General features: G+C 70.1%; 21 protein-coding genes. 10 read left to right on the top strand and 11 right to left on the bottom strand.

What is annotated here, in order from left to right; translation table 11 throughout:
- Window positions 1-7: 7 nt before the first annotated feature.
- The 4 genes from ABZT47_RS13200 to ABZT47_RS13185 all read right to left on the bottom strand — a co-directional run bounded on the left by ABZT47_RS13200 (window position 8) and on the right by ABZT47_RS13185 (window position 5,316).
- Window positions 8-1,276 carry a PhoH family protein gene (locus ABZT47_RS13200; RefSeq protein ID WP_354840629.1) on the bottom strand — a complete coding sequence of 423 codons (1,269 nt, stop codon included), beginning with the start codon at window positions 1,274-1,276 and terminating at the stop codon, window positions 8-10.
- Window positions 1,277-1,587: 311 nt separating this feature from the next.
- Window positions 1,588-2,349: an isoprenyl transferase gene (locus ABZT47_RS13195; protein WP_354840102.1), complete on the bottom strand. Its 762-nt coding sequence runs from the start codon at window positions 2,347-2,349 to the stop codon at window positions 1,588-1,590.
- Window positions 2,350-2,623: 274 nt separating this feature from the next.
- Entirely contained in the window at window positions 2,624-4,408 is a 1,785-nt protein-coding gene (locus ABZT47_RS13190) for a phosphoenolpyruvate carboxykinase (GTP) (RefSeq protein ID WP_354840626.1), read from the bottom strand.
- A gap of 386 nt (window positions 4,409-4,794) precedes the next feature.
- Window positions 4,795-5,316 carry a hypothetical protein gene (locus ABZT47_RS13185; RefSeq protein ID WP_354840099.1) on the bottom strand — a complete coding sequence of 174 codons (522 nt, stop codon included), beginning with the start codon at window positions 5,314-5,316 and terminating at the stop codon, window positions 4,795-4,797.
- A gap of 592 nt (window positions 5,317-5,908) precedes the next feature.
- On the opposite strand from ABZT47_RS13185, the gene ABZT47_RS13180 reads away from it, so the two are divergent.
- Window positions 5,909-6,520 carry a TetR family transcriptional regulator gene (locus ABZT47_RS13180; RefSeq protein WP_354840096.1) on the top strand — a complete coding sequence of 204 codons (612 nt, stop codon included), beginning with the start codon at window positions 5,909-5,911 and terminating at the stop codon, window positions 6,518-6,520.
- Between the two features lie 66 nt (window positions 6,521-6,586).
- On the opposite strand, the gene ABZT47_RS13175 is transcribed toward ABZT47_RS13180, so the two are convergent.
- The gene (locus ABZT47_RS13175) at window positions 6,587-7,015 is read right to left on the bottom strand and encodes an ATP-binding protein (RefSeq protein ID WP_354840093.1); all 429 of its coding nucleotides are present in this window, start codon (window positions 7,013-7,015) and stop codon (window positions 6,587-6,589) included.
- Between the two features lie 287 nt (window positions 7,016-7,302).
- Here ABZT47_RS13175 and ABZT47_RS13170 point away from each other — a divergent pair, with 287 nt between their 5' ends.
- Window positions 7,303-8,115, top strand: a complete 813-nt coding sequence (locus ABZT47_RS13170) for a helix-turn-helix transcriptional regulator (protein ID WP_354840090.1) — start codon at window positions 7,303-7,305, stop codon at window positions 8,113-8,115.
- 50 nt (window positions 8,116-8,165) lie between these two features.
- Window positions 8,166-8,297 (top strand): DUF397 domain-containing protein, encoded by a 132-nt coding sequence (locus tag ABZT47_RS13165; RefSeq protein WP_354840087.1) that lies wholly within the window; start codon window positions 8,166-8,168, stop codon window positions 8,295-8,297.
- A gap of 103 nt (window positions 8,298-8,400) precedes the next feature.
- On the opposite strand, the gene ABZT47_RS13160 is transcribed toward ABZT47_RS13165, so the two are convergent.
- A complete protein-coding gene (locus ABZT47_RS13160) occupies window positions 8,401-9,846 on the bottom strand; it encodes a hypothetical protein (RefSeq protein WP_354840085.1) in 1,446 nt (481 codons plus the stop codon).
- A gap of 206 nt (window positions 9,847-10,052) precedes the next feature.
- Window positions 10,053-10,664 carry a helix-turn-helix domain-containing protein gene (locus ABZT47_RS13155; protein ID WP_354840083.1) on the bottom strand — a complete coding sequence of 204 codons (612 nt, stop codon included), beginning with the start codon at window positions 10,662-10,664 and terminating at the stop codon, window positions 10,053-10,055.
- A gap of 103 nt (window positions 10,665-10,767) precedes the next feature.
- On the opposite strand from ABZT47_RS13155, the gene ABZT47_RS13150 reads away from it, so the two are divergent.
- Together ABZT47_RS13150 and ABZT47_RS13145 are read left to right on the top strand one after the other, a co-directional pair.
- A complete protein-coding gene (locus ABZT47_RS13150; protein WP_354840080.1) occupies window positions 10,768-11,583 on the top strand; it encodes a nuclear transport factor 2 family protein in 816 nt (271 codons plus the stop codon).
- Window positions 11,584-11,813: 230 nt separating this feature from the next.
- Window positions 11,814-12,185, top strand: coding sequence for a hypothetical protein (locus ABZT47_RS13145; protein WP_354840078.1), 372 nt, complete (start codon window positions 11,814-11,816; stop codon window positions 12,183-12,185).
- Between the two features lie 7 nt (window positions 12,186-12,192).
- Here ABZT47_RS13145 and ABZT47_RS13140 read toward each other — a convergent pair whose 3' ends face one another.
- The 3 genes from ABZT47_RS13140 to ABZT47_RS13130 all read right to left on the bottom strand — a co-directional run bounded on the left by ABZT47_RS13140 (window position 12,193) and on the right by ABZT47_RS13130 (window position 15,213).
- The gene (locus ABZT47_RS13140) at window positions 12,193-13,728 is read right to left on the bottom strand and encodes a C40 family peptidase (RefSeq protein ID WP_354840075.1); all 1,536 of its coding nucleotides are present in this window, start codon (window positions 13,726-13,728) and stop codon (window positions 12,193-12,195) included.
- A gap of 463 nt (window positions 13,729-14,191) precedes the next feature.
- Window positions 14,192-14,692 carry a transcription elongation factor GreA gene (gene greA, locus ABZT47_RS13135; RefSeq protein WP_354840072.1) on the bottom strand — a complete coding sequence of 167 codons (501 nt, stop codon included), beginning with the start codon at window positions 14,690-14,692 and terminating at the stop codon, window positions 14,192-14,194.
- An 89-nt stretch (window positions 14,693-14,781) separates the two neighbouring features.
- Entirely contained in the window at window positions 14,782-15,213 is a 432-nt protein-coding gene (locus tag ABZT47_RS13130; protein WP_354840069.1) for a DUF4307 domain-containing protein, read from the bottom strand.
- A gap of 132 nt (window positions 15,214-15,345) precedes the next feature.
- Here ABZT47_RS13130 and mca point away from each other — a divergent pair, with 132 nt between their 5' ends.
- Genes mca through ABZT47_RS13115 form a run of 3 tightly spaced genes read left to right on the top strand, consistent with a single transcriptional unit; the run spans window position 15,346 to window position 16,888 of the window.
- A complete protein-coding gene (mca, locus tag ABZT47_RS13125; protein ID WP_354840067.1) occupies window positions 15,346-16,230 on the top strand; it encodes a mycothiol conjugate amidase Mca in 885 nt (294 codons plus the stop codon).
- Between the two features lie 54 nt (window positions 16,231-16,284).
- Window positions 16,285-16,518: a hypothetical protein gene (locus tag ABZT47_RS13120; protein ID WP_354840064.1), complete on the top strand. Its 234-nt coding sequence runs from the start codon at window positions 16,285-16,287 to the stop codon at window positions 16,516-16,518.
- 31 nt (window positions 16,519-16,549) lie between these two features.
- Window positions 16,550-16,888, top strand: a complete 339-nt coding sequence (locus tag ABZT47_RS13115) for a GNAT family N-acetyltransferase (RefSeq protein WP_354840061.1) — start codon at window positions 16,550-16,552, stop codon at window positions 16,886-16,888.
- An 18-nt stretch (window positions 16,889-16,906) separates the two neighbouring features.
- Here ABZT47_RS13115 and ABZT47_RS13110 read toward each other — a convergent pair whose 3' ends face one another.
- Complete coding sequence (locus ABZT47_RS13110) at window positions 16,907-18,052, bottom strand: hypothetical protein (RefSeq protein ID WP_354840058.1); 1,146 nt, start codon at window positions 18,050-18,052, stop codon at window positions 16,907-16,909.
- A 248-nt stretch (window positions 18,053-18,300) separates the two neighbouring features.
- Between ABZT47_RS13110 and ABZT47_RS13105 the strand changes: the two genes are divergently transcribed.
- Window positions 18,301-18,852, top strand: coding sequence for a hypothetical protein (locus ABZT47_RS13105; RefSeq protein WP_354840055.1), 552 nt, complete (start codon window positions 18,301-18,303; stop codon window positions 18,850-18,852).
- A gap of 163 nt (window positions 18,853-19,015) precedes the next feature.
- Window positions 19,016-23,368: a cation-translocating P-type ATPase gene (locus ABZT47_RS13100; RefSeq protein WP_354840052.1), complete on the top strand. Its 4,353-nt coding sequence runs from the start codon at window positions 19,016-19,018 to the stop codon at window positions 23,366-23,368.
- The last annotated feature ends 278 nt before the right edge of the window (window positions 23,369-23,646 follow it).

The following is a 23,646-nucleotide window of genomic DNA, read 5'->3' as shown; positions in this document are numbered from 1 at the left end:
GGCGGCGTCAGGGGGTGATGTCCTCCAGCATCTCGGTCACCAGCGCGGCGATCGGGGAGCGCTCGGAGCGGGTGAGCGTGACGTGCGCGAACAGCGGGTGGCCCTTGAGCTTCTCGACCACGGCGACCACGCCGTCGTGCCGGCCGACCCTGAGGTTGTCGCGCTGGGCGATGTCGTGGGTGAGCACGACCCGCGAGTTGGCGCCGATGCGCGACAGCACGGTCAGCAGAACGCCGCGCTCCAGCGACTGCGCCTCGTCCACGATCACGAACGCGTCGTGCAGGGACCGGCCGCGGATGTGGGTGAGCGGCAGGACCTCCAGCATGCCCCGGTCGAGGACCTCCTCGATGACCTCGGGCGTGGTCACGGCGCCGAGCGTGTCGTACACCGCCTGGGCCCACGGGCCCATCTTCTCGTTCTCGGAGCCGGGCAGGTAGCCGAGCTCCTGGCCGCCGACCGCGTACAGGGGGCGGAAGACGATGACCTTGCGGTGCTGGCGGCGCTCGAGGACCGCCTCCAGGCCCGCGCACAGCGCGAGGGCGGACTTGCCCGTGCCGGCGCGGCCGCCGAGGGAGACGATGCCCACCTCGGGGTCCATGAGCAGGTCCAGGGCGATGCGCTGCTCCGCGGAGCGGCCGTGCAGGCCGAACACTTCGCGGTCGCCGCGCACGAGCCGCACCGACTTGTCGGGCTGCACGCGCCCGAGCGCCGAGCCCCTGCTGGACAGCAGGCGCAGGCCGGTGTGGGTCGGCAGCTCGCGCGCCTCCTCCAGCTCGGCGGTGCCGTGCTCGAACAGCGTCTCGACGTCATCGGTGGTGACCTGGAGCTCGGCCATGCCGGTCCAGCCGGACTCGACCACCAGGTCGGCGCGGTACTCCTCGGCGGACAGGCCGATGGAGGCCGCCTTGACCCGCATCGGCAGGTCCTTGGACACCAGCACCACGTCGTGGCCCTCGGCGGCGAGGGATCGGGCGACGGTCAGGATGCGGGTGTCGTTGTCGCCGAGCCGGAAACCGGCCGGCAGAATCGCGGGGTCGCTGTGGTTCAGTTCGACTCTGATCGTGCCCTCGCCTATCGGCATGGGCTCGTCCAGCCGGCCGTACCGCACACGAAGATCGTCGAGGAAGCGCAACGCCTTGCGGGCGAAGTAACCGAGTTCGGGGTGGTGGCGCTTGGCCTCCAGCTCGGTGATCACGACGATCGGAAGGACGACTTCGTGCTCGGCGAAGCGGCTCATCGCCGCAGGGTCGGCCAGCAGGACAGAGGTGTCCACTATGTACGTGCGCCTCGATGGCGTGAGGCTACTGGAGGTAGTGGACGGGTTGCTCGAGGACACTGCCACGCGTTCTCCCCCGGGCGCCAGGAGTCAGCGCCCTGCCTATGAGGTGGTGAGCGGACCGGGCCCGATCGTGCGCCCCCACCTGCGCGAGGCGACGCCGGATCCCGGCCCTCCTCGTCAAAAGGCGACGCAAGGGCGGACCCTCTCCCGAAGTAGGCCGTATGGACTGCCTACTCCTTACGGTACGTCGTGGACGCCCCCTACCCAACAGCCGGACCAGGGCTGATAGGGGGTGTTCACGGGGTGTTTCAGTTTCCGTACCGCCGGTGCCGCGCGGCATACGACCGCAGCGCCCGCAGGAAGTCGACTCTGCGGAAGTCAGGCCAGTAGGCCTCGCAGAAGTAGAATTCGGAGTGAGCGCTCTGCCAGAGCAGGAATCCTGAGAGTCGCTGCTCTCCCGACGTGCGGATGAGGAGATCCGGGTCGGGGAGGCCGCGCGTGTAGAGATGCTCCGCGATGTGCTCGACATCGAGGACCTCGACGAGTTCCTCGATGCTCGCGCCCTTGCTGGCGTGCTCCTGGAGGAGGGAGCGCACCGCATCAGCGATCTCACGCCTTCCTCCATACCCAACTGCAACGTTCACAATCAGGCCAGGACGGCGTGATGTCACTTCTTTCGCATCTTTAAGGATGCGAGCCGTGCGATCGGGCAAAAGGTCCAGGGCTCCGACCGGGTTCACCCGCCACCCGCCGGCCACCAGGCCCTGCACGGTGTCCTCGATGATCTCCACCAGCGGGTCGAGCTCTTCTTTGGGCCGCGAGAGGTTGTCGTTGGAGAGCAACCACACCGTGACGATCTCCACGCCGGCTTCGCGGCACCACACCAGCAGCTCGGAGATCTTGTCCGCGCCCTTCTGGTGGCCGTGGCTGACGTCGCGCAGCCCCATGGCCCTGGCCCAGCGGCGGTTGCCGTCCACGACGACGCCCACGTGCCGGGGTATCTGGTCGCCGGACAGCTTGGTCTCCAGACGGCGCTCGTACAGCCGGTACACGAGATCGCGCACGCCCATGGAGACCTCCTCTTCGCCGCCCGTCCGCTGTCGGACGTTGACAACAGGCAATTATCACGTGCCCGGACCCGTGCCCGCCCCCCGCTTTGGGTTGCCGTTGCTTCCCGGAACGGGGAACGGGCGGCGAATGGACCACTTCGCCCCTGGTCGCGCGCTCGACGGCACCCGGTGGACGCCGGTCGGTCAATGTCGGCCGGTCGATGCCGGTCGCCGGGGCACCGTCGCTCGCGCACCGTCGTCGCTCGCGCGCTGACACCCGCTCACGGCCCGAGCGTCATCCCAGGCGGTCAACCAGGGAGTGGTACTCCTTCCACAGCCCCTTCGGCAGCTGGTCGCCGAAGGTCGCGAAGTACTCGGGGATCAGCGCGGCGTCCTGCTTCCACACCTCCCGGTCGACCGAGAGCAGCGTGGCCAGGTCCTCCTCGGCGATGTCGAGGCCCTCGGTGTCCAGCGCGTCGCGCGTCGGCAGCAGCCCGATCGGGGTCTCCACGGCGCCGGCCCGGCCGTTCAGCCGCTCGACGATCCACTTGAGCACCCGGCTGTTCTCGCCGAAGCCCGGCCACAGGAAGCGGCCGGAGGCGTCCTTGCGGAACCAGTTGACGTAGTAGATGCGCGGCAGCTTGTCCGAATCGCCCGTCTGGCCGATCTTGAGCCAGTGGGCGAAGTAGTCGCCCATGTTGTAGCCGCAGAACGGCAGCATCGCGAAGGGGTCGTGGCGCAGCTCGCCGACCCTGCCCTCGGCGGCGGCGGTCTTCTCGGAGGCGACGTTCGCGCCGAGGAAGACGCCGTGGCGCCAGCTGAACGACTCGGTCACCAGCGGCACGGCCGTCGCGCGGCGCCCGCCGAACAGGATGGCCGAGATCGGCACGCCCTTGGGGTCGTTCCACTCGGGAGCCATGGTCGGGCACTGGGAGGCCGGAGTGGTGAACCGCGCGTTCGGGTGGGCGGCCGGCTCCCCCGAGGCGGGAGTCCAGTCGCGTCCCCGCCAGTCGGTCAGGTGCGCCGGCGGCTCGTCGGTGAGCCCCTCCCACCACACGTCGCCGTCGTCGGTCAGGGCCACGTTCGTGAAGATGCTGTTGCCCCAGAGCGTCCTGACGGCGTTGACGTTGGTCGACTGGCCCGTCCCGGGCGCGACGCCGAAGAAGCCGGCCTCGGGGTTGATGGCGTAGAGCCGTCCGTCCTCGCCGAAACGCATCCAGGCGATGTCGTCGCCGACGGTCTCGACCTTCCACCCGGGAATGGTCGGCTGGAGCATCGCCAGGTTGGTCTTGCCGCAGGCCGAGGGGAAGGCGGCCGCGACGTAGCGGGACTCGCCGTCCGGCGGGGTGAGCTTGAGGATCAGCATGTGCTCGGCGAGCCAGCCCTCGTCGCGGGCCATCACGCTCGCGATGCGCAGCGCGTAGCACTTCTTGCCGAGCAGCGCGTTGCCCCCGTAGCCGGAGCCGTAGGACCAGATCTCGCGGGTCTCCGGGAAGTGGCTGATGTACTTGGTGGAGCTGCACGGCCACCGGACGTCCTCCTGGCCGGGCGCCAGCGGGGCGCCGACCGAGTGGACGGCCTTGACGAAGTCGCCGCGCTCCTCGATCAGCCGCAGGGCCTGGTCACCCATGCGGGTCATGACGCGCATCGAGACGGCCACGTAGGGCGAGTCGGTGATCTCCACGCCCAACTGGGAGATCTCGCCGCCGAGCGGGCCCATGCAGAACGGCACGACGTACATCGTGCGTCCGCGCATGCAGCCGCGGAACAGCTCGTCGAAGGTGGCGCGCATCTCCTTGGGCGCGATCCAGTTGTTCGTCGGGCCCGCGTCACGCGGGTCCTCCGAGCAGATGAACGTGCGGTCCTCCACCCTGGCGACGTCGCTCGGGTCCGATGTCGCCAGGAAGCTGTTGGGCCGCGCGGCGAGTCGCGTGAGCGTGCCCTGCTTGACGAGAAGGTTCGTCAGGCGCGTCCATTCGGCCTCCGACCCGTCACACCACTCGACGCGGTCGGGGCGGGTGAGCTCGGCGATCTCTCTGACCCAGGCGGCGAGCTCGGCATGGGACGTCGGGGCGGTCATTTCAATGGAAAGTGACACGGAGCCGGCTCCTTACTCTCAGGCCAAACATCATCAACGACGGACCGCGCCGAATCCAATTGGCATAGACCAGTCGTGGAAACAGAGGTTCAAGAGCCCCTCAAAAGAGGAGATCCGGCGCCTGCTATTTCGACTCCGTTCGTGCCGGTGAATTCGGGACAGCCGTCGTCAGCCCTGCGCACTGCCCATCCGAGCGGCGTCATAACGTGCAGGGACCCCGATGGTTTCCCGGGAGTTTAACCATCTTGCCGAAGATTGGAGAGCCGCTTTCCGGCCGGCGGGCCGATCGCCCGCCGGCACCGGAAGGTGTCATTGGTATAAACCACTGGAAATGGTCTAGGCCATTCAAAAGATTGGTTTGCACCAATCTACGTGGTCACGTCAGGGCCTTCCGAGCGCACGCGGTCGACCTGCTGGAGGGCATCGCGCAGGTCAGCGAGCCAGGTGTCGGTGTGGCCGCCCACCAGGCGGACGCACCAGGCAAGGGCGTCGCTGCGGCTGCGCGCGACCCCGGCGGCGACCAGGGTGTCCAGCACCCGCCGTTCCTGCTGCCTGAGCCGGGTCATCACCGGGATCGAGAGGGTGGTGAACATCACTGTCCGGTCCTCGCAGGAGACGCCCCAGGAGACCTTGCGGCGGAAGCGGTGCTCGGCCTCGCGTGCGATCTCGATGCGGCGTTCGCGGGTCTCCTCGCGGTAACGCCCGATGTGCCCGTCCAGCAGGGCGGCCCGCTCGGCCCCGGACGTCGCCTCGGCGGCCTCGGGCACCGGCAGCGTGCCGATGACCGCGATCTCCTCGCGGTCGATCACGAACTCAGGCTGTCCGGTGAACCACTCCTCCGGCAGGCGCCCGATGAACCATGACGTGATCACTGTTTCGTCTGTTTCCATGTAATCAGGATTACACCCATACTCGATCGTCTCAAGAGGCGGCCCCCGGCCACTGCCATCTCTTGAAGGCGACTATCAGCTATCCCCCGTCGCGCCACTGACCAAGAACGCCGAGGACCTCGCCCCGCCCGTGACCAGCACCCCCGAACAGCCCCACCCCGCCCGACAGGCGAGCGTCCGGCACGGCTGCCCACCCAACGCCCCCACCCCGCAAGCACGTGAGCGGTCCGACACTGCTGCCCACCCAACAACCCCACCCCCACACAGGTGAGTGGGCCGGCACGGCTGCTCACCCGGATGTTCGTCGCCGACAGTGGAGTGGCGGCCCTGTCGGGCACCGGCTTCGCGGCGACCATCCAGTGCCGCCGCCGAGGACGGCCATCCACCGCACCACCCCGGACCACCACAGGCGCCGCGACGGCGGGAAGGGGTACGGCGAAGTCGGCGCCTTGTGCGGCGAAGTCGCCCCTTGTGCGGCGGAGTCGCCCCTTGTCCGGCGGAGTCGGCCCTTGTGCGGCAGAGTCGACCCTTGTGCGCCGAAGTCGGCGCCTTGGGCGGCGGAGGCCCGGCTCGGTCACGCGAGAATTGAAAGATGAGCTCTCCCGCGAACGCCCAGCAGCGGTATCCCGGCCTCCGCGAGCGCAAGAAGGCCAAGACCCGGCGGACGATCCAGGAGCACGCCATGAGGTTGTTCGTGGAGCAGGGCTACGACAGCACCACGATCGAGCAGATCGCCGAGGCCGCGGAGGTCTCGCCGAGCACGTTCTTCCGCTACTTCCCCACCAAGGAAGACGTGGTGATCCAGGACGACTACGACCCGGTGATCGCCGCCGCGTTCGTCGCCCAGCCCGCCACGCTCACCCCGCTGGCCGCGTTGCGCGCGACGATCCGCCAGGTCTTCGACGAGGTGTTGCCCCAGGAGAAGGAGACGATGCTGCGGCGCATCGAACTCGCCTGGTCGATCCCCGCCCTGCGCGCCCGCCAGATGGAAGGGCAGATCGCCACCATGGCAACGCTCAGGAGCGCCATCGCCCAGCGCACCGGTGTCCCGGAGGACGACTTCCGGCTGCGCGTGTTCACCGGCGCGGTCGTGGGCGCCTGGACGGCCGCCATCGAGCTGTGGGTCGAATCCGAGCGGACCGAACCCCTGGCCGACCTGATAGACCGCGTCCTCGGCCTCCTTGAAGAGGGCCTGCCCCTGTGAGCCGGTCCTACCTGGCCGTGGTCACGATGGACAGGACCAGCACACCAAGCACCGCCACACCCATGATCATCTGCCGGGGCGATCGTGGTGTCGTGCACTGGAGTGGCTCCAGCGGGCCCAGACGGTCTTGCCGGTGGCGCCGGTCAGCGGGGTGACGCCGTGACCGTGGGCGAGAGCCGCGACGATGGCCAGGCCGCGCCCGTGCGTGGAGTCCAGCCCGAGGTCCAGGCGGTGCGGCTGTCCGGCACCGTGGTCGGTGACCCACACGAACAGGTCGCCGTCCCCCGCCCACAGCGAGACCCTGATCGGTGGCTCGCCGTAGGAGATCGCGTTCGCCAGCAGTTCCCCGACGACCAGGGTCACATCGTCCGCGAGACAGGACAGCTTCCACCCGCCGAGAGCCTCCTTCACCATGGCGCGGACCTTGCCCACGACCGAGGCGTCGCCCGGGACCTCCCAGCAGGCGACACGAAGACCGTCCGACATCTCCGGCATCGGCACTCCTTACCGTTGCAGTGACGGTGGGACATTCGGGTAATGACTCGTATTCGTACGCACAAAACGGACCTAATATCGAGGGATCGACATATCCGGCTGAATGCATTCAGCGCCGAGGACGCGGAGAGACCCCCACACCGTTCTTCCGTACGACGGAATTCCACAGATTTCCCTTACCCCTTCCCATGTTCCCTACCAGCGTCTTAGGGTCCGGCCGAAGAGGCCGCGTGTACCCCGGAAGGGTGACATCGGCGACGATTCCGTGAACACCTGTGAGGGGCATCGTGAACGGCAACCGCATGACACCGCTCGAATTCTTCGCCAGGGAATTGCGACAGGCCCGCGAGTCCGCCGGCCTCAGCCAGGCTCAGCTCGCCACCGCGATCGTCGGCTACTCGCCGTCCTTCGTCGCCATGGTCGAGACGGCCCGCAGAGTCCCCAAGCCCGACTTCGCCGAACGCTGCGACCGCACCCTCGAAACCGGCGGCATCCTCACCCGCCTCGCCCAAGACCTCGTCTGCAAGGCCATGCCTCCGGAGTGGCTCGGCAAGTGGCTCCAGATCGAGTCGGCCGCTATCTCACTTCTGTCCTACGAAGCCCTGGTAGTACCCGGCTTGCTGCAGACCGAGGCATACGCCCGAGCGATCATCGCGACCTCAGGTAGGACATTCGACGTTGATGACCAGGTTGAGGCGCGACTCGCTCGCCAGCGCATACTGAACACCGACAACCGCCCAATGCTCGTCGTCGTCTTGGACGAAGGTGTTCTGCGGCGGCCGGTGGGTGGCGCTCAGACCATGTACGACCAGCTACTCGATCTCGTCGATCGCGCACAGCGGCCGGACGTCGTCATTCAGATTGTGCCGCTGGAGGCGGGTGCCTATTCTGGCCTGGCCGGGCCCTTCGTCATCGCCACTTTCGATGGAAGGGAGGTCGTCTATGTGGACAATGCGCTCAGCGGTGAAGTCGTTGAGCATGCGCCGGACGTGGCGACCATGAAGCGCCTGTGGGAAGCCCTCCGGGCTGAGGCCCTGCCGATGAAGCAGTCCCTTGAGCTGATGAAAAAGGTGGCAGAGACGTGGAAATCACAAATCTGAATTGGCGCAAGTCGTCCTACAGCAGCGGGAACGGCGGCAATTGTGTGGAGGTGGCCCTTCTCCAAGCAGGCATGGCCGTCCGCGACAGCAAGAACCCCACTGGCCCCGTGCTGCGCTTCACCTCCACCGAGTGGCACACCTTCGTTCGCAGCCTCAAGAACACCGAAGTCACCAGCGAGTAACCCCGGAGGCACCAGCGCCGCCCCGAGTGGTGGCGGTGCCGATACAAGAGAACCCGAGGCCGGGGGCCGTTCGGTCCCCGGTGTGGGCTTGTGGATTACGTGCTCAGCTCGGTGACAGGCCGATCAGTTCGATGTCCCCCGTCATGAAGGCCGTGAGGAAGCGCTCGCGGCCGACGAGCTGGAAGATCTGGTCCGCGTACGCGCCGCTCTCGGCGTAGCCCAGCGTGGTCTTCCTGACCGGCGGGACGAGTTGCCCCTCCACCCCCATCATCAGCCGTTTGGTGGACGCCTCGCTCCCGTTGTCGATCATCCAGTTGAACACCTCCCTGGTGACCACCTCGATGAACCCCTCCTTGATCATCATGGGCCTGCGCACCTTGTCCACCTGCGCGAGGAGGGTCGGATGGATGAGGTTGTGCGTCATCTCGTGGACGATCGTCTCGATGGTCTCCCAGCGCGCCTGTGACTCCGGCCGGTCGGTCGTGAACTCGGTGACCAGGCCGACACCGCCGCCGCCCTCCGCGCCCGCGTGGGAGTTGGAGCCGATGTGCTGGAAGAAGTAGATCGCGAGCTTTCGCACCGAGGGGTCGTCGGCGATCCACTGTCCGAGCATCTTGAACAGGAAGACCCTGTCGTCCGAGCGCATGGGGTCATAGCCGGCGAGGGTGAAGACCGGCTTACCCGCCGAGGTGTCCTCGCCGACCACGTGGGCCCGGTTCATCAGGTGCTTGACGAGGTCCTGCCCGGTCGGCATCGTCCTCGTCTTGTCGTAGATCTTCGAGAAGTAGTCGAACCCCGTGAAGAAGGGACCGTCCTCGCGCGCCGCCGCGTACGGCTGGAGCATCCGCCAGGCCACGGCCTGGGCGAGCCGCGCGATCAGGCCGAGATCCTCCCACCGCTGGAACCTGCGTTCCTGCCCCGGCTGCCGTCGCCACTGCACGACATGATTCAACAGGAGGTTCTGCAGCTTCGGCAGGAGCTCCTTGCGGAGAAGGTCCTTGTCGAGCGGCGGCGACTGCCCACCCGGCCCGCTGGAGGCACCGGGCCCGCTCGGGGCGTTGGAGGTGGAGGGCGGAGGGCTGTAGCAGGCGGCGGCCTGCTGCCGCACCTGGTCGGGAAGCCGGGCCACCTTCGCCTTCAGCGCCGCCCGCAGCCACCCGGTGCGGCCGAGCACCTGGAGCTCGAACTCGGCGTGGTTCGGGGCGGGCATCACCGGCTCGGCGGGGATGTTGCGCACCAGCCACGTCAGCGCCCCCTTGAAATCGAACCCGGGGACGGCCTCGCGGTTCTCCGCCAGCAGATTGGCCGCGTACAGCAGCCAGAGGCGCAGTTGCGTGTCGGTCAGCTCTTGGGCGAGGGCGGGGTCGTGACCGGCGATCCGGTAGATCCTCGCGAGATGGGTCGTCACATCCTGGTCGCCGAGGCCGAGCATGTCACCATGCTTGACCTTAATCTGGAGCGGCGGGAGATCCAGAGTCCGGTTAACCGGCTGATCTCGCTGGACGACCGCCAGGGCGTCGTCCATGGTGGGGATCTTCGGAGTGGTCACACGTCCTCCTGCCGCCGGCCATTGGTACGTTCCATCAGATCTCACCCCCGCCGAAATCGAGCTAACAATTCGGCGGCACTTAAGCGGCCTTCATTTTCGACCGTCCGGAAACACTAACCGCGCGAAATCCGGTCTCGACCCCCGAGTATGGATATGTCCGTACAGCGGAGCACGAATAGATAGGCCATTTACGAGGATTTGCACCGTTAGCGACGATCGTCCAAACGCAGGCCGTTCATGAGGAGGGCGAGCAGGCGGTCGGCCTGGGCCGGGCCGTCCGCGGCGTCCTGGACGGCCCAGGCGATGGCGCCGACCATCTTCAGCACATCCGCTTCGTCCGCATCGGCGGCGATCACGCCCACCTCACGTGCCCGCGCCAGCAACGCGGTTCCCACCTCGAACATCTCGGCATGCCAGCTCGACACCAGGCCATTCCCGCGGTCGAGCGCCGAGTTCATCACGGCGGCCGCGAGACCCCGGTAGGTCAAGGAATGCGTGAGGGTGGCGCGCAACCACGTGGACAGCGCGTCGAATCGGTCCTCTGCACTCATCAGTCCGCGACCGAGGTCGACCAACTCGGCTATCTGCTCGCCGAGCACCGCCTCGATGAGATCCAGCCGCGTGGGGAAATGCCGGTACAGCGTTCCGCTGGCCACCCCCGCCCGCCGGGCGATCTCGTCCAGGGAGGCGTCCACGCCGAACTCGGCGAACGCCCGTCGCGCCTGCTCGACCAACTGCTCGTAGTTGCGCCGGGCGTCCGCACGCTTCGGACGTCCGTCACGCGGCCGCGATTCCTGGTCTGCCAGCGCGATCACCACATCCTTGCTAACCGGGGACACAGTCCGGTAACGTCCTCCGCCTAACCGGACCATGTCTCACCTTAATGACATGATCCACCTTACGGCATGGAGGGCCGCCCCTATGGCGCTGTCGGAGCAGGACCGAATCGACATCAACGACCTGATCAATCTCCACGGCCACCTCACGGACGCGGGCGAGCTCGATGAGGCACTCGAGCTGCTCACCCCCGACGTCACCTATGAGGTGGGCGACCTCGGCTTAGGCGCGTTGCACGGGACCGCGGCCATACGTGACGCGGCGCTCGCGTTGGGCGACGCCAACCCGGTCGGCCACCACGTCACCAACATCGTGATCACTCAGATCGACGAACACTCCGCGAGGGCCCGGTCGAAAGGGATCGGCATCAAGGCCGACGGAACCGCCGGCAGCGTCGTCTACGACGACGTCATCACCCGCCGGCCCGACGGCTGGAAGATCCACTACCGCAAGGTGACCGCCAGGCGAGCGCCGCTCGGCGGGCGAAAGCAAGAAGCCGGCCCGCACGAGGTTCTGGAACGTTGGCGCCAAGCCTCCATCAGCCAGTCGGCCGACGACATGAGCCGTCTGTACGCGGCCGACGCGGTCCACGAGTTCCCGTTCACCGCCCCCGGCCTGCCGTCCCGACTTGAGGGCCGGGACGCGATCGTGACCTGGATCGCCGCGGGCTGGAAGGACAACCCGCTGAAGTACGAGCGTTACCGCACTCTCGCCGTCCACGACACCGGCGACCCGGAAACGATCATCATCGAGCAGGAGGCCATCGGGACCGGAGCCGCCACCGGCGAGTTCGCGCTCCCCAACATCGTCGTCCTCACCGTGCGCAACCAGCAGATCGTACGCCTGCGTGACTACGTCAACATCCCGGCAGCCGCAGCCGCCCTGGGTCGCGACCTGTGACCCCGCCACCATCCCCAACGCATCCCGCGGTCGACAGCCTGACCTTCTGGAGTCCCAGGCGACGATTCCCCGGACGATTCCGACGCGTCTCATTACCGTGGCCGCGTGCTGAGCAGCTACCGAGAGATCCGCGATCGGTCCACAGTGCTCGTCAACCTCGAACGCGATCTGGAGCACGTGTTCGGAGAGGGCTGGTTGCGATGACCGCGAGTGTGCCGACTCCTCGCCACGTGACGTTCCGTGTCACCCTCGAGAAGACGCTCGACACGGATACCACCGTTTGGGGGGCCGATCCCGTCGACGGCTCCATCCGCTCCGGAGTGAGCGGCCGCACACTCGCGGAGCTCTTCGAAGAGGTGGAAGCGGTCAAGCACTTCGTCCTTGACGTGCCCGAAGACGTTCCCGTCTCGGTGGAGTACGTCTACGAGATACCAGGCGTACCGCGAGAGCTCTTCGCCTCCTATCAGGAAGAGCGCGCCCATCTGCGCAGGATGGCCGTCGAGGTGGCGACCCGGCTGCGTCAGGCGGGGATCACCGAGGACGACAGTGCGATGCTCCTTGGGCTGCCGGGTTCGCGGTCCGGGCACCTTCAGCGGTCGTGAGGGTCCGTCAGCGGACGCGGGCGGCTACGTAGGGGCTGACGCGGACGACGCCGGCCAGGTTTCTGGTGGAGACGGGGGAGAACTTGACGACGTCGCCGGTGCGGGGGGCCTGCAACATCTTGCCGTTGCCCCAGTAGATGGCCACGTGGGAGATGTAGCCAGGGTTCGTCGGGTCGCTGCGCCAGAACAGCAGGTCTCCCGGCTGGGCCTGCGACAGAGGGATCTGCGGTCCCGTGACCCACTGCTGGTGGGTCACCCGCGGCATCCGCACGCCCGCCTGGGCGAAGGCCCACTGCACCAGGCCGGAGCAGTCGAAGGTGTCGGGTCCCTCGGCGCCCCAGACGTACGGGCGGCCGAGCTTGCTCGCCGCGGCGGTCAGGGCGACGCGGAGCTGGTCGGCGGACATGAACGAGCTGGCCGGCCAGTTCGTGCGCGACTGGGTGGGCGGGGTGAGCACCGGGTTGATCAGGGCGACCTGGCTGCCCTTGGGCAGGACCTTGAGCAGCCGCAGGCGCAGCCGGGTCGAGTCGACGCCGGGCGCGCTGACGACCAGCGCGTTGTCCCTGGGGATGCCGAGCGCCGTGGCCACGCCCCGCGAGACGACGGCGTTGATCATGCCCATGCCCATGGTCGCGTACGCGCCGACGCGCAGGCTCCTGCCTCCCCCGTTCACGGTGGAGCCCAGGGCCACCCCTCCGTCGCTGCCCAGGGTGAAGGAGACCGCCACGTCTCCCGCGGCGACGCTGTTCCACAGGACGTCGGAGCGGGCGGTGGCACGGGGGGTGTAGGCGCGGAAGGTCGAGGGGTCGACCCCCATGGTCTGCACGCGCTTGCCGTCCATCATGACGTCGGCGGCGTCCACGACCTCCACCGCCCTGACGCCCTTGCTGGCCTTGACCCTGCGGACGCTCGCCGCCGACAGGGAGCGCGGCGCGACGACGAACAGGTGCGGCCTGCGCAGGACGGAAAGCGGCGCGACCTGGGTGTTCGTGGCCGTCTGCGGCGGGTCGCCGGCGGGGAGCTTGCGCGAGCCGGACGAGCCGTCGGCGGAGGCGGAACCGGTGGAGCCGTCGGCAGAGGTAGAGCCGGTGGAGGAACCTCCGCCGGAGGCGGAGCCGTTCGCCGCCGGAGCTCCGGCCGTGGGCGCGGTGGCGGGACCGCCCCCGGCACCCGCAGCGCCGGGGGCGCGGGTCGTCGCGGGGGCACGGGTGACGGTGAGGCCGCGGGCGGCGGGGAGGTAGCCGGGAACGCGCTGCCCGGCCTGCACGCGGGCCGCCGCGGCGCTCCGCGCCTCCCTGGCGCTCAGTTCGCCGAAGACCGTGAGGTCGGTGGCGAGCACGGCGACCAGCCCGGTGGCGACGACCGCGACCGTGCGGCGGCGCAGCCTGGCCCTGGCGCGGCGCCGGCGGGGAATGCGCGGGTGGTAGCTGAGGTCCTCGCGGACCTCGGCCAGCGCGCCGCTCAGGTAGCCCTGGACGGACCCCAGGCTGCGGGTGAGGGTCTCTCGGACGGCGGTCGAGCCACGCGGTCGCCGATCGAGCACCTTCTCCCCCTTCTCGCCGTCATCTCTGCCGTCGCCGCCGTGGTCACCGTCGTTGCCGTGGTCACCGTGGTTCGGATGCCGAAGCCGTCGCCGGCCGCCGAAGCCGTGTCGTGCGGGCACCAAAGAGCGTGCCGCATGTCCGCCGGAACGTCCAGGTGGTTCCGGAGGGTCGCGCCTAAGTCGTCCCGTCAATGCCCGATTGTCCCTGACCCCGGGCCGGGTGTCCGGCGTTTCGCCGCCAAGCCCTGCGGTGGCCCGCAGGCCTGACAGCGGCGATCCGCCGGAGCCGGGCTCCGGCGGATCTGGATGAACGATGGATCAGGGCGCGGACGCCCGTGCGCCCGCCGGACGCGGCCGGCAGGCTGCCTTGGGGCGAGAACCCCGCCTGACCGGCCACCGGACGCGAACAGTCCGGCGCTCGGACGCGGGATGCGGGCCGACCGGCCGGCCGGTGCGGGACGGCTCAGTTGCCGATGTAGGGGACGGCTTCGAGGATCTCCACGGTGTTCTGCCGGCCGTTGGGGAGGGTGTAGGTGGCCCTCTCGCCGATCTTCTTGCCGTTGATGGCCGCGCCGAGCGGGGAGCGGGGAGAGTAGACGTCGATCGGGGCGCCGCTCTCCTCGCGGGATGCCAGCAGGAAGGTGACCTCGTCGTCGTCGCCGTCGAACCGGATGGTCACGGTCATGCCGGGACCGACGACGCCTTCGGCGCGGGGGGCCTCGCCCACCCTCGCCTGGTCGAGCAGCTGGCGGAGCTGGAGGATGCGACCCTCCATCTTGCCCTGCTCCTCCTTCGCGGCGTGGTATCCGCCGTTCTCCTTGAGGTCGCCCTCTTCGCGGGCGGCTTCGATCTTCTTGGCGATGTCGACGCGCCCGGGCCCGGAGAGATGCTCAAACTCCGCCTTCAGGCGGTCGTACGCCTCCTGCGTCAGCCAGGTGACGTTCTCTTGGCGGGAGTCGACCACGGGTTCTCCTTGCGTACTCGTGAGAGTTGCGAGCGTCCGAATTCCGGGAGACTAACAAATTAACCCGGTCGGACGCTTTCCCAAAAGTCTCATTGTACGAGATAGCAGTACTGCACGCTGCCCGAAGTGGCGCGCGAGCTGGTGTCGACGCGTTCGGTCAGCCGGACGTCCTCCTCCCCGGGGGGGATCGTGACGTCGCGGGCGCCCACCTCCACATGATCCACGTCGGTGGCCCGCAGGCGGCAGACGGACGTGCGGTCGGCGGGCTTGTGCGCCTGGAAGGTTATCGTCACCGAGTTCGGGCCGTCGACCGTGAAAGCGATCGTGAGCACGTCGGGATTACCCCGCGCGGTCATCATGACGTACCCCCAGCCGCCCATCGCGATCGCGATAAAGATCCCGATGACGACGAAGGCAATGGTTCGCCCGGCGCGTCCGGAAGTGGGCCGACGCTCCGGAAAGGAGTCTGGGGTCCCCAGGATCGGCTGGTCCACGTGCGAACCGACGGGTCTATCGGTCATGGTGGAATCTCCCAGCGGTCCCTTGTCGTTGCACGAGACAATTGTCCCCTGCGGAGGCTCCGCTCTACGCGCCGCCCCCAGAAGAGCCCCACTGGGGGAGCCCGGCCCGGACACTTGAGGAGAAACCGACCCGTGAGTGCACCACTGCGATTGATGGCCGTACACGCCCACCCTGACGACGAGTCCAGCAAGGGCGCCGCCACGATGGCGCGCTATGTGGCTGAAGGCGCTGATGTGCTGGTCTGTACCCTGACCGGCGGTGAGCGCGGTTCGATCTTGAATCCGAAGATGGAGCTGCCGGACATCCTTGAGAACATCACCGAGGTGCGCCGCCAGGAGATGGAGCGGGCACGCGAGATCCTGGGCGTGCGGCAGAGCTTCCTGGGCTTCATCGACTCCGGTCTGCCGGAGGACGAGAACGAGCCGCTGCCCGAGGGATGCTTCGCGTTGCAGCCGCTGGAGGTGGCCTCCGCCCCGCTCGTCGCGGCCGTCCGCGAGTTCCGGCCGCATGTGATCCTGACCTATGACGACGACGGCGGCTACCCGCACCCCGACCACATCATGACCAACAAGGTGTCGGTGGAGGCGTTCGAGGCCGCGGGCGACCCTGACCGTTATGTCGGCCTCGGCGAGCCGTGGCAGCCGCTCAAGCTCTACTACCACATGGGATTCACCCGGGCGCGTTTCGAGGCCCTGCACCAGGCGATGACCGAGCGCGGCATCGGCTCGCCCTACGGCGACTGGATCGCCCGCTGGGAGGACCGCCCGCAGAAGTGGGAGGTCACCACGCGGGTGCCCTGCGGGGAGTACTTCGAGACCCGCGACAGGGCGCTGCTGGCCCACGCCACCCAGGTGGACCCGGACGGCTTCTGGTTCGTGTGCCCGCGCGACCTGCAGGAGGAGATCTGGCCGACCGAGGACTACCACCTGGCCCGGTCGCTGGTGGACACCGACCTGCCGGAGGAGGACCTGTTCACCGGAATCCGCGCGGAAGAGGTGGCCCACGCCGACCACTGAGGTCACGCGCCGACCGCTGAGGAGGGGGCGGCCCCCGGGTGGCAGACTTGAGCTGTGACTGATATCGCCGCACACGCAGCCGCCGCACAGGGGGCCGCCCCCCCGCCGGTCGGCCCCGGGCTCATCGGCTTCCTCGTCGTGGCCGCGATCGGTGTCGCGCTGTACTTCCTGGTGAAGTCGATGAACAAGCAGATCTCCAAGATCGAGGTTCCGCGCCAAGCCGATCTGGACAAGGCCGACCGTGCCAAGACGACGGAGACCGAGCCGCGGCCAAACGGCTCGCGCTGACCGTCGTTCCCCCGCCGAGAGGACGCTCCAGATGAACGAGACGGTCGAGGTGGCCGACAACCCGGACGCCGGGCGCTATGAGGTCACGGTGGGCGGCCGGCTCGCCGGCTTCGCCGAGTACCGCCACAGGGGCGGCCGGCTGGTGTTCACCCACACCGAGATCAAGGACGAGTTCGAGGGGCAGGGCCTCGGCAGCCGCCTGGTGCGCGGCGCGCTGGACGCCGCACGCGCGGCCGGGCTCCCCGTCGTGCCGCTGTGCCCCTTCGTGGCCCGTTACATCGAGCGCCACCCCGAGTACGGCGACCTGGTCGCCAAGGCCGCATCCGCCGAGCCCGTGGACCCCGCACAGCCCGTGGAACCCTCCCACTGACCTTCAGCGCGACAAAGGCTATTCGGGGGACCAGGCGCGTTCGAGGGACTTGGGGAGGCCCCACCAGCCGAGGGGGGTGAGGACGGCTCTGTCGTCCACGATGCCGAGTTCCCGCCACAGCGGTGTGACCGTGGTGAACAGCGTCTCGGTGGTCTCCAGGTCCTCCGGGTCGTCCATGTCGACGTCGATGTCGTCGGACTCGGCGACGAGCCGGGCGATGCGCTCGGGTGAGGCGAGCACCCCGGGGCCGCGCCGGGCGAGGGCGGCGACGGTGGCGAGCCAGTCGGCGTGGTGGATGGTGCACAGGGCGGCCAGCGCGGCGTCCTCCTGGCTGAGCTCGCCCTCCAGGTCCCAGAACTGGTGCTCGTCCTCGTCCTGCAGGTCGGAGACGGGTGAGGCGACCCCGGCGGCGACCATGAGCCACAGCTCGGTGTCGTCCTCGGGCAGCGGCTCGCCTTCGAGGCCGGAGCACGCGCGCAGGACGTTGCCGGGGTATCCGGGCTCGGCCAGCAGGGCGCGCAACCGCCGGGCCGCGGCGGCCAGCTCGCCGGAGGGCAGGTCGGGCTCGGGCAGGTCGGCGAGCACTCGGCGCAGCTCGCCGAGGGCGAAGGCCTCCTCCTCGTCCCAGGTGGCGAACAGCTCCTCGTCCACCTCCTCGCCGACCGCGGTGCTCGGCACCCGACCGTCGGGCAGGGGTGTGGCGAGCCAGTGGTCCTGGACGCGCTCGTAGACCTCGCGGGCCTCGGCGTCGCCGGCCACCAGGCGGTCGGGGTCGATCTCGCCGATCCTGACGTGCTCCTCCAGGTGGGCGACCAGCCGTTCGTGCAACTCGGTCGCCACCGGGCCGCGCTCGCCCTCCTCGGGCCACACGAAGTAGCCGCGGGTGATCAGGATGGGCTCGGTGCCGGTGGCCTCCAGCCATCTCTGGACGTCGCCGACCGTCGCCACGCCGTTCTCGATGCCGGCGAGCGTGGCCTTGGCGGAGTCCCAGAACGCGGCCGAGAGGGGGTTGCCCGCCGCCAGCATCGCGCGGCGGAGGTCGGGGACGGCCACCAGCGCCTGGCCGCTCGGTACGGCGAGCAGGGCCCGGGCGACGTCCCGCCGGGTGAGGTGGGCCGCGGGTCTACCTGCGTATTCGCTGACGAAGCCCAGATCGACTGTCACGTCCCGTGAGCCTACGCCCCCGGGCCGGACGGCGACAGCGGGACCGTTCTGCCAGGCCGGACGCGTGGCGCGCACGGGTCGACCCAACCAAATGAATAGGACAACAAGCACTGATGGTGACGAAAGGCCCTGGTGAGTGCCGCTGAAGTGGGCAAAGGGTGAAAAGAGGAGCTGAATTCCGACCCGAGGAGGGGGCCATGACAGTGAGCCAGACGTCGCGAGAAAGCCGGGGCACGCCATCGGGATCCATGTCCAACGGCGATCTCATCCAGCTGGACACACCCGTGGTCAGCCTCCACGTCCACCGTCCGCACATGCCGAGGATGCCGCGCATGCCCGGGATGTCGCGTCCGTCCGGCGCGCGCGGGCAGGAGATGAACCGGGCCGTGGAAACGGCCAGGACCTTCCTGCCGCCGCCCGAGCGCCTGATGTACTACGGCGGTCTCGGCCTGCTCGCGGCCCTCGGGCTGGTGGAGTGGCCGATCGCCGTGGTCGTAGGCGCCAGCACCGCCATCGCGTCGCGGGCGATGCGGCGGCAGGGCGGCATGGGCGAGCAGGGCGGCATGGGCGAGCAAGGCGGCATGATGCAGGGCCGGATGCAGGGCCGGGCCGCACAGGACACCACGGCCGAGCAGCCGGCGACGCCCCGGGCCACGCGGGCGCGGGCGAGCACCGCCTCCGGCCGCACGGCGACCCCCTCCACCCGCAGCCGCACCACGGGCACCGCACGGACGTCCACGCGCTCCACGCGTACGGCGGCGCAGAAGTCCACGGGCGGCCCGCAGCCGGGCACCGCCTGACACCCGCCTCCAGCGGGTCCCCGCCGCGCGCTTCGCCACGAAATCGCAAAGCGCCGCAGAGAGGGTTCAACCGCCTGACCTGGGCATACTTAGGGTCGAACGATCAGGCCGCGCGCAAGGGCGGCCTGATCGGCGTGTTGGCACCGGGGGCCCTGGAGGCGTTGTGTTCCTGCTTCGTGAGCTGAGGGGGCCGATAGGGCTGCTGGCGTCACTGCTGCCGGAGACGGTGCGCGGGGCGCTGCCCTTCCCCCGGCAGGTCCACGAGTGCCCGGGGGGCCTGCGCATCGAGCTGCGCAACCTCGGCGCCCCCGGCACCTCCCAGGAGGCCGGGCTGCTCGAGGAGCGCCTCCGCGAGATCGCCGGCGCCGGACGGGCCGAGGTCAACGGCGCCCTCGGCTTCGTCTACATCGCCTGCGAGCGCGACGGCGCCGACGTCGGCAAGCTTCTGTCCATCATCGAAGAGCACGACGTCCCCCGGCGCGGCGGCGGCGACGGCCGGAAGGGCCGGCACGCGGTGGAGAACCAGGCCCGCGCGGTCCTGGAGCTCGGCGCGGGGCTGCTCGGCGCCGGCGTGACCCTCGTCGGCCAGGTGACGCACGTCGCCCGGGTGCCCTCCGCGCTACCGGCCCTGCTCCAGCTCGTGGAGTCCACGCCCCGCGTCCGGCACGAGCTCGAACGCCGCGTCGGGCGGCCGACCGCGGACGTGATCTGGGCCTACACCCGCTTCACCGCCCAGACGCTCGCCCTGCGCCCCGTCGGGCTGTTCATCGACTCGCTGTCCGCGGCCGGCCGCCTGGCCGAGGCGGTGGCGGGCCGGCGGGCGTGGCGGGTCAGGGAAGAGGAGTTCGCCCAGCACAAGGGCGCCTACGAGCACATCAGGAGCGAGCTGTCCCTGCGCCCCGTCCCCATGCCCTACGGGCCGATCGAGCGGTACGCGGACGGGCTGAGCGTGGGCGCGCTCGCCTCCTACGGGGTCACCTCGGTCATCAGCCGCGACCAGGAGCGCGCGCTGGCGATGCTGATCGCCCAGACCCCCAAGGCCGCGCGGCTGGGACGCGACGCCTTCGTGAGCGCGATCGGGCGGGCCGTCGCCCACCGCGGCGGGCTGGTCCTGCACCGGGAGGCCGTGCGGGCCATGGACCGCGTCGACACGGTCGTGTTCGACGCGCGGACCCTGACGATGCCCTCCTGGACCATCCACGAGGTGATCACACTCGCCTCCGGCGCCGGCGTGCCCGCCGACGAGCTGCACGCCCGCGTCTACATGCTGCTCGAAGGCGCGGACGTCACGGTGCGCCGTGAGCAGGGCGACTGGGCGGCCGAACCGGCCGCGGCGCCGCCGGCGCGGGCGTCGGACTGGCAGGAGGGCGGCATCCGTCCCGTCTCGGTGACCTGTCGCGGCGAAACGGTCGCCGTGGTCGGCATGGTGCCCGAGACCCATCCCTACGCCGAGGCGCTCATCGGCGCCGCGCAGAGGTGCGAGGTCGTCCTCGCCGGGGACGACGCCGGGCTGGCCGCGCGCCTGGGCGTCCGGCGGCGGGTGGAGGGCGGCCACCGGCTGGCCGCGTCCATCCGGGAGCTGCAGGTGGAGGGGCACGGCGTCGCCCTCGTGAGCGGGCGGTCGCGGCGCGGCCTGGGCGAGGCCGATCTGGGCATCGGCGTGCTGGCCTCCGGGGGGCGGCCTCCGTGGGACGCGGACGTGATCGGCGGGCCGGACGTCGCGCACCTGCTGCTGCGGTCGCTGCGCGTGGCCAGGACGACCAGCGGCCGCAGCGTGAAGGTCTCCGCCGGCGGGGCCGCCCTCGGCACCGGGCTCACCGTCGTCGGCTCGGCCGCGGGGTCGGTGCGCCGTGTGCAGCTCGTCAGCGACTGCACCTCGCTCGCGTCCCTGGTCATGGGCGTGTGGTCGGCCCGCAACCTCGGCCGGGGCGGGCTGCCCATGCGGGTGGACCGGACCCCGTGGCACGCTCTGCCCGCGCAGGACGTGCTGGCACGGCTGTCCTCGACCCCGTCCGGGCTCTCGGAGGCCGAGTCCGCGCGCCGCCGCAACGGTCCGAGCCGCAAGGAGACCGTCGCGGCGCCGTCGCTGCTGCGCGCGACCGCCGAGGAGCTGGCCAACCCGCTGACCCCGGTGCTCGCCGCCGCGGCGGGGCTGTCCGCCGCCGTGGGCTCGGCGCTGGACGCCGTGCTCATCGCCGGAGTGCTCGGCGTCAACGGGCTGATCGGCGGCGCGCAGCGCACCAACGCCGACCGGGCGCTGACCCGGCTGACCGACGCCACGGCGGTCCCGGTGCGGCTGCGCCGCCCGCAGGGGCCGGTGGACGCCACCGCCGACGACCTGGTGCGGGGCGACGTCATCGAGCTGCGGGCGGGCGACGCCGTGCCCGCCGACTGCCGGGTGATCAAGGCGCGCGGCCTGGAGGTGGACGAGGCGCCGCTCACCGGCGAGTCCCAGCTGGTGACCAAGTCGGTGGCGCCGACCGCCGCGCTGGCCGTGGCCGACCGCAGCTCCATGGTGTACGAGGGCACCACGGTCGCCGCCGGATACTGCCTGGCGGTGGTGGTGTCCACCGGCACGGCCACCGAGGCCGGGCGCACGGCGGAGATGGGCGCGGAGGAGGCCCCGCCGACCGGGGTCGAGCTGCGGCTGCGGGCGCTGAGCCGCCAGATCATGCCGGCCGCGCTCGGGTCCGGCGTCGTGCTGATGGCCACCAACCTGCTGCGCCGCACGCCGCTGGCCGCCGCCGTCGCGCCCGCGGTGAGCCTGGCCGTGGCCGCCGTCCCCGAGGGGCTGCCGTTCATCGCCACCGTCGCCGAACTGGCCGCGGCGCGGCGGCTGTCCACCCGCGAGACGCTGGTGCGCAACCCCTCGACGATCGAGGCGCTCGGCCGGGTCGACGTGCTGTGCTTCGACAAGACCGGCACCCTCACCGAGGGGCACATCACCCTGGGCCGCGTCTCCGACGGCCGCGTGGAGCACCCCGTGGACGAGCTGCCGCCGGAGTTCCGGCGGATCCTCGCGGCGGCGCTGCGCGCGGGCCCGCAGATCGACGGCGAGCGCGCCGTCCCGCACCTCACCGACCGCGCCGTGCAGGAGGGGGCGAGGAAGGCGGGCGTCCTGCCGGCCGAGGGGCTGGAGGCCTGGCAGCGCATCGACGAGCTGCCGTTCGAGCCGGCCAGGGGCTTCCACGCCGTGCTGGGCACCACCGACCCGGCGGGAGGCTCCCGCCTGCTCAGCGTCAAGGGCGCCCCCGAGGTGGTGCTCACGCGGTGTGGCACGCTGCTCACCGACGGCGCGGTGCTGCCCCTGGACGAGGAGGCGGCGCAGTCGCTGATCAAGGAGGTCGACCAGCTCGCCCAACAGGGGTACCGCGTGCTGGCCGTGGCCGAGCGACGCGCCGACGACCTGCGCGAGCTGGACGAGGCCGCGGTCGGCGAGCTGTGCTTCCTGGGGTTCCTCGGGCTGGCCGACCCGGTGCGGCCGACCGCCGCGCGCAGCGTCGACCGGCTGACGCGCGCGGGCGTCCGGGTCGTCATGATCACCGGGGACCACCCGAGCACCGCCGAGGCCATCGCCGCCGAGCTGAACCTGCTGGGCGGCCTGCACATCATGACCGGCCCGGAGCTGGACCGCATCGACGACGAGGCGCTCGCCGAGGCGCTGCCGGGTGTGTCGGTCTTCGCGCGGGTCACCCCCGCGCACAAGGCGCGCATCGTCGCCGGGCTGCAGAAGGCGGGCAAGGTGGTGGCGGTCACCGGGGACGGCGCCAACGACGCTCCGGCCATCCGGCTCGCCGACGTCGGCGTGGCGCTCGGCTCGCGGGCCACCCCGGCCGCGCGCGCCGCCGCCGACGTGGTGGTGACCGACGACCGCATCGAGACGATCGTCGAGGCCATCGTCGAGGGCCGCGCCATGTGGAGCTCGGTGCGCGACGCGCTCGGCATCCTGCTCGGCGGCAACCTCGGGGAGATCGTCTTCACCGTCGGGTCGAACCTGATCGCCGGGCGCAACACCCTGAACGCCCGTCAGTTGCTGCTGGTCAACCTGCTCACCGACATGCTGCCGGCCCTGGCGATCGCCATCAGGCCGCCGAGCGCGACCAGCCCCGAGAAGCTGCTGGAGGAGGGTCCCGAGGCGTCGCTGGGCGCGGCGCTCACCCGCGACATCTACGCCCGCGCCGTGACGACCGCGGCGGCGGCCACCGCGGCCTGGCTGTTCGCGCGCTCCACCGGCTCGCAGGGGCGGGCCGACACCGTGGGGCTCATCGGCCTGGTGTCGGCACAGCTCGTGCAGACCCTGGCCGTGGGCGGGCGCGACCGCACGGTCATGCTGGCCACCTCGGCCTCAATGGCGTGCCTGGTCCTGGCCGTCTCGACGCCCGGGGTCAGCCGGTTGTTCGGCTGCCGGCCGGTGGGCCCGTTCGGATGGGCGATCGGCCTGGGCAGCGGGGTCGCCGCGGGGCTGGTGGGACGCCTGGTGGACCCCTCTCGCTACTTCGGCGGCGCTGGTCACTGAACGTTCATCTTTCGTACACTCACAGACGGACATCTAGCTACATAGATGCGTAATCCTGTATAAAGCACTCGAAGTCCCCTTCCTGTGAGGTTATGGTGTACAACTTCCTTGCCACGGTGCTCGCCAAGGCGGCCGTGATCCTCGTCGAGGCCCTCGTCATCCGCCTGGTCCAGAACTGGGTGGACAAGGCGCTTCCCGCAGCCGCCTGACCCCGCCCTGACCGGTCCTGGCCGGCCTCGACCGGTCCTGCGCCGGTCCGTCCACCTCCCGCTCACCCG

Source organism: Sphaerisporangium sp. NPDC005289 (assembly GCF_040607455.1).
GTDB classification, from domain to species: Bacteria; Actinomycetota; Actinomycetes; order Streptosporangiales; family Streptosporangiaceae; genus Sphaerisporangium; species Sphaerisporangium rhizosphaerae.
This window is presented reverse-complemented; position numbering and strand designations above follow the sequence as displayed.

Coding starts and splice junctions, on each gene's coding strand:
- ABZT47_RS13105 (WP_354840055.1), top strand. CDS start 18,301: ATGTCCAACGGCGATCTCATCCAGCTGGACACACCCGTGGTCAGCCTC.
- ABZT47_RS13150 (WP_354840080.1), top strand. CDS start 10,768: ATGGCGCTGTCGGAGCAGGACCGAATCGACATCAACGACCTGATCAAT.
- ABZT47_RS13175 (WP_354840093.1), bottom strand. CDS start 7,015: ATGCCGGAGATGTCGGACGGTCTTCGTGTCGCCTGCTGGGAGGTCCCG.
- ABZT47_RS13190 (WP_354840626.1), bottom strand. CDS start 4,408: ATGACCGCCCCGACGTCCCATGCCGAGCTCGCCGCCTGGGTCAGAGAG.
- ABZT47_RS13130 (WP_354840069.1), bottom strand. CDS start 15,213: ATGACCGATAGACCCGTCGGTTCGCACGTGGACCAGCCGATCCTGGGG.
- ABZT47_RS13185 (WP_354840099.1), bottom strand. CDS start 5,316: ATGGAAACAGACGAAACAGTGATCACGTCATGGTTCATCGGGCGCCTG.
- ABZT47_RS13180 (WP_354840096.1), top strand. CDS start 5,909: ATGAGCTCTCCCGCGAACGCCCAGCAGCGGTATCCCGGCCTCCGCGAG.
- ABZT47_RS13115 (WP_354840061.1), top strand. CDS start 16,550: ATGAACGAGACGGTCGAGGTGGCCGACAACCCGGACGCCGGGCGCTAT.
- ABZT47_RS13195 (WP_354840102.1), bottom strand. CDS start 2,349: ATGGGCGTGCGCGATCTCGTGTACCGGCTGTACGAGCGCCGTCTGGAG.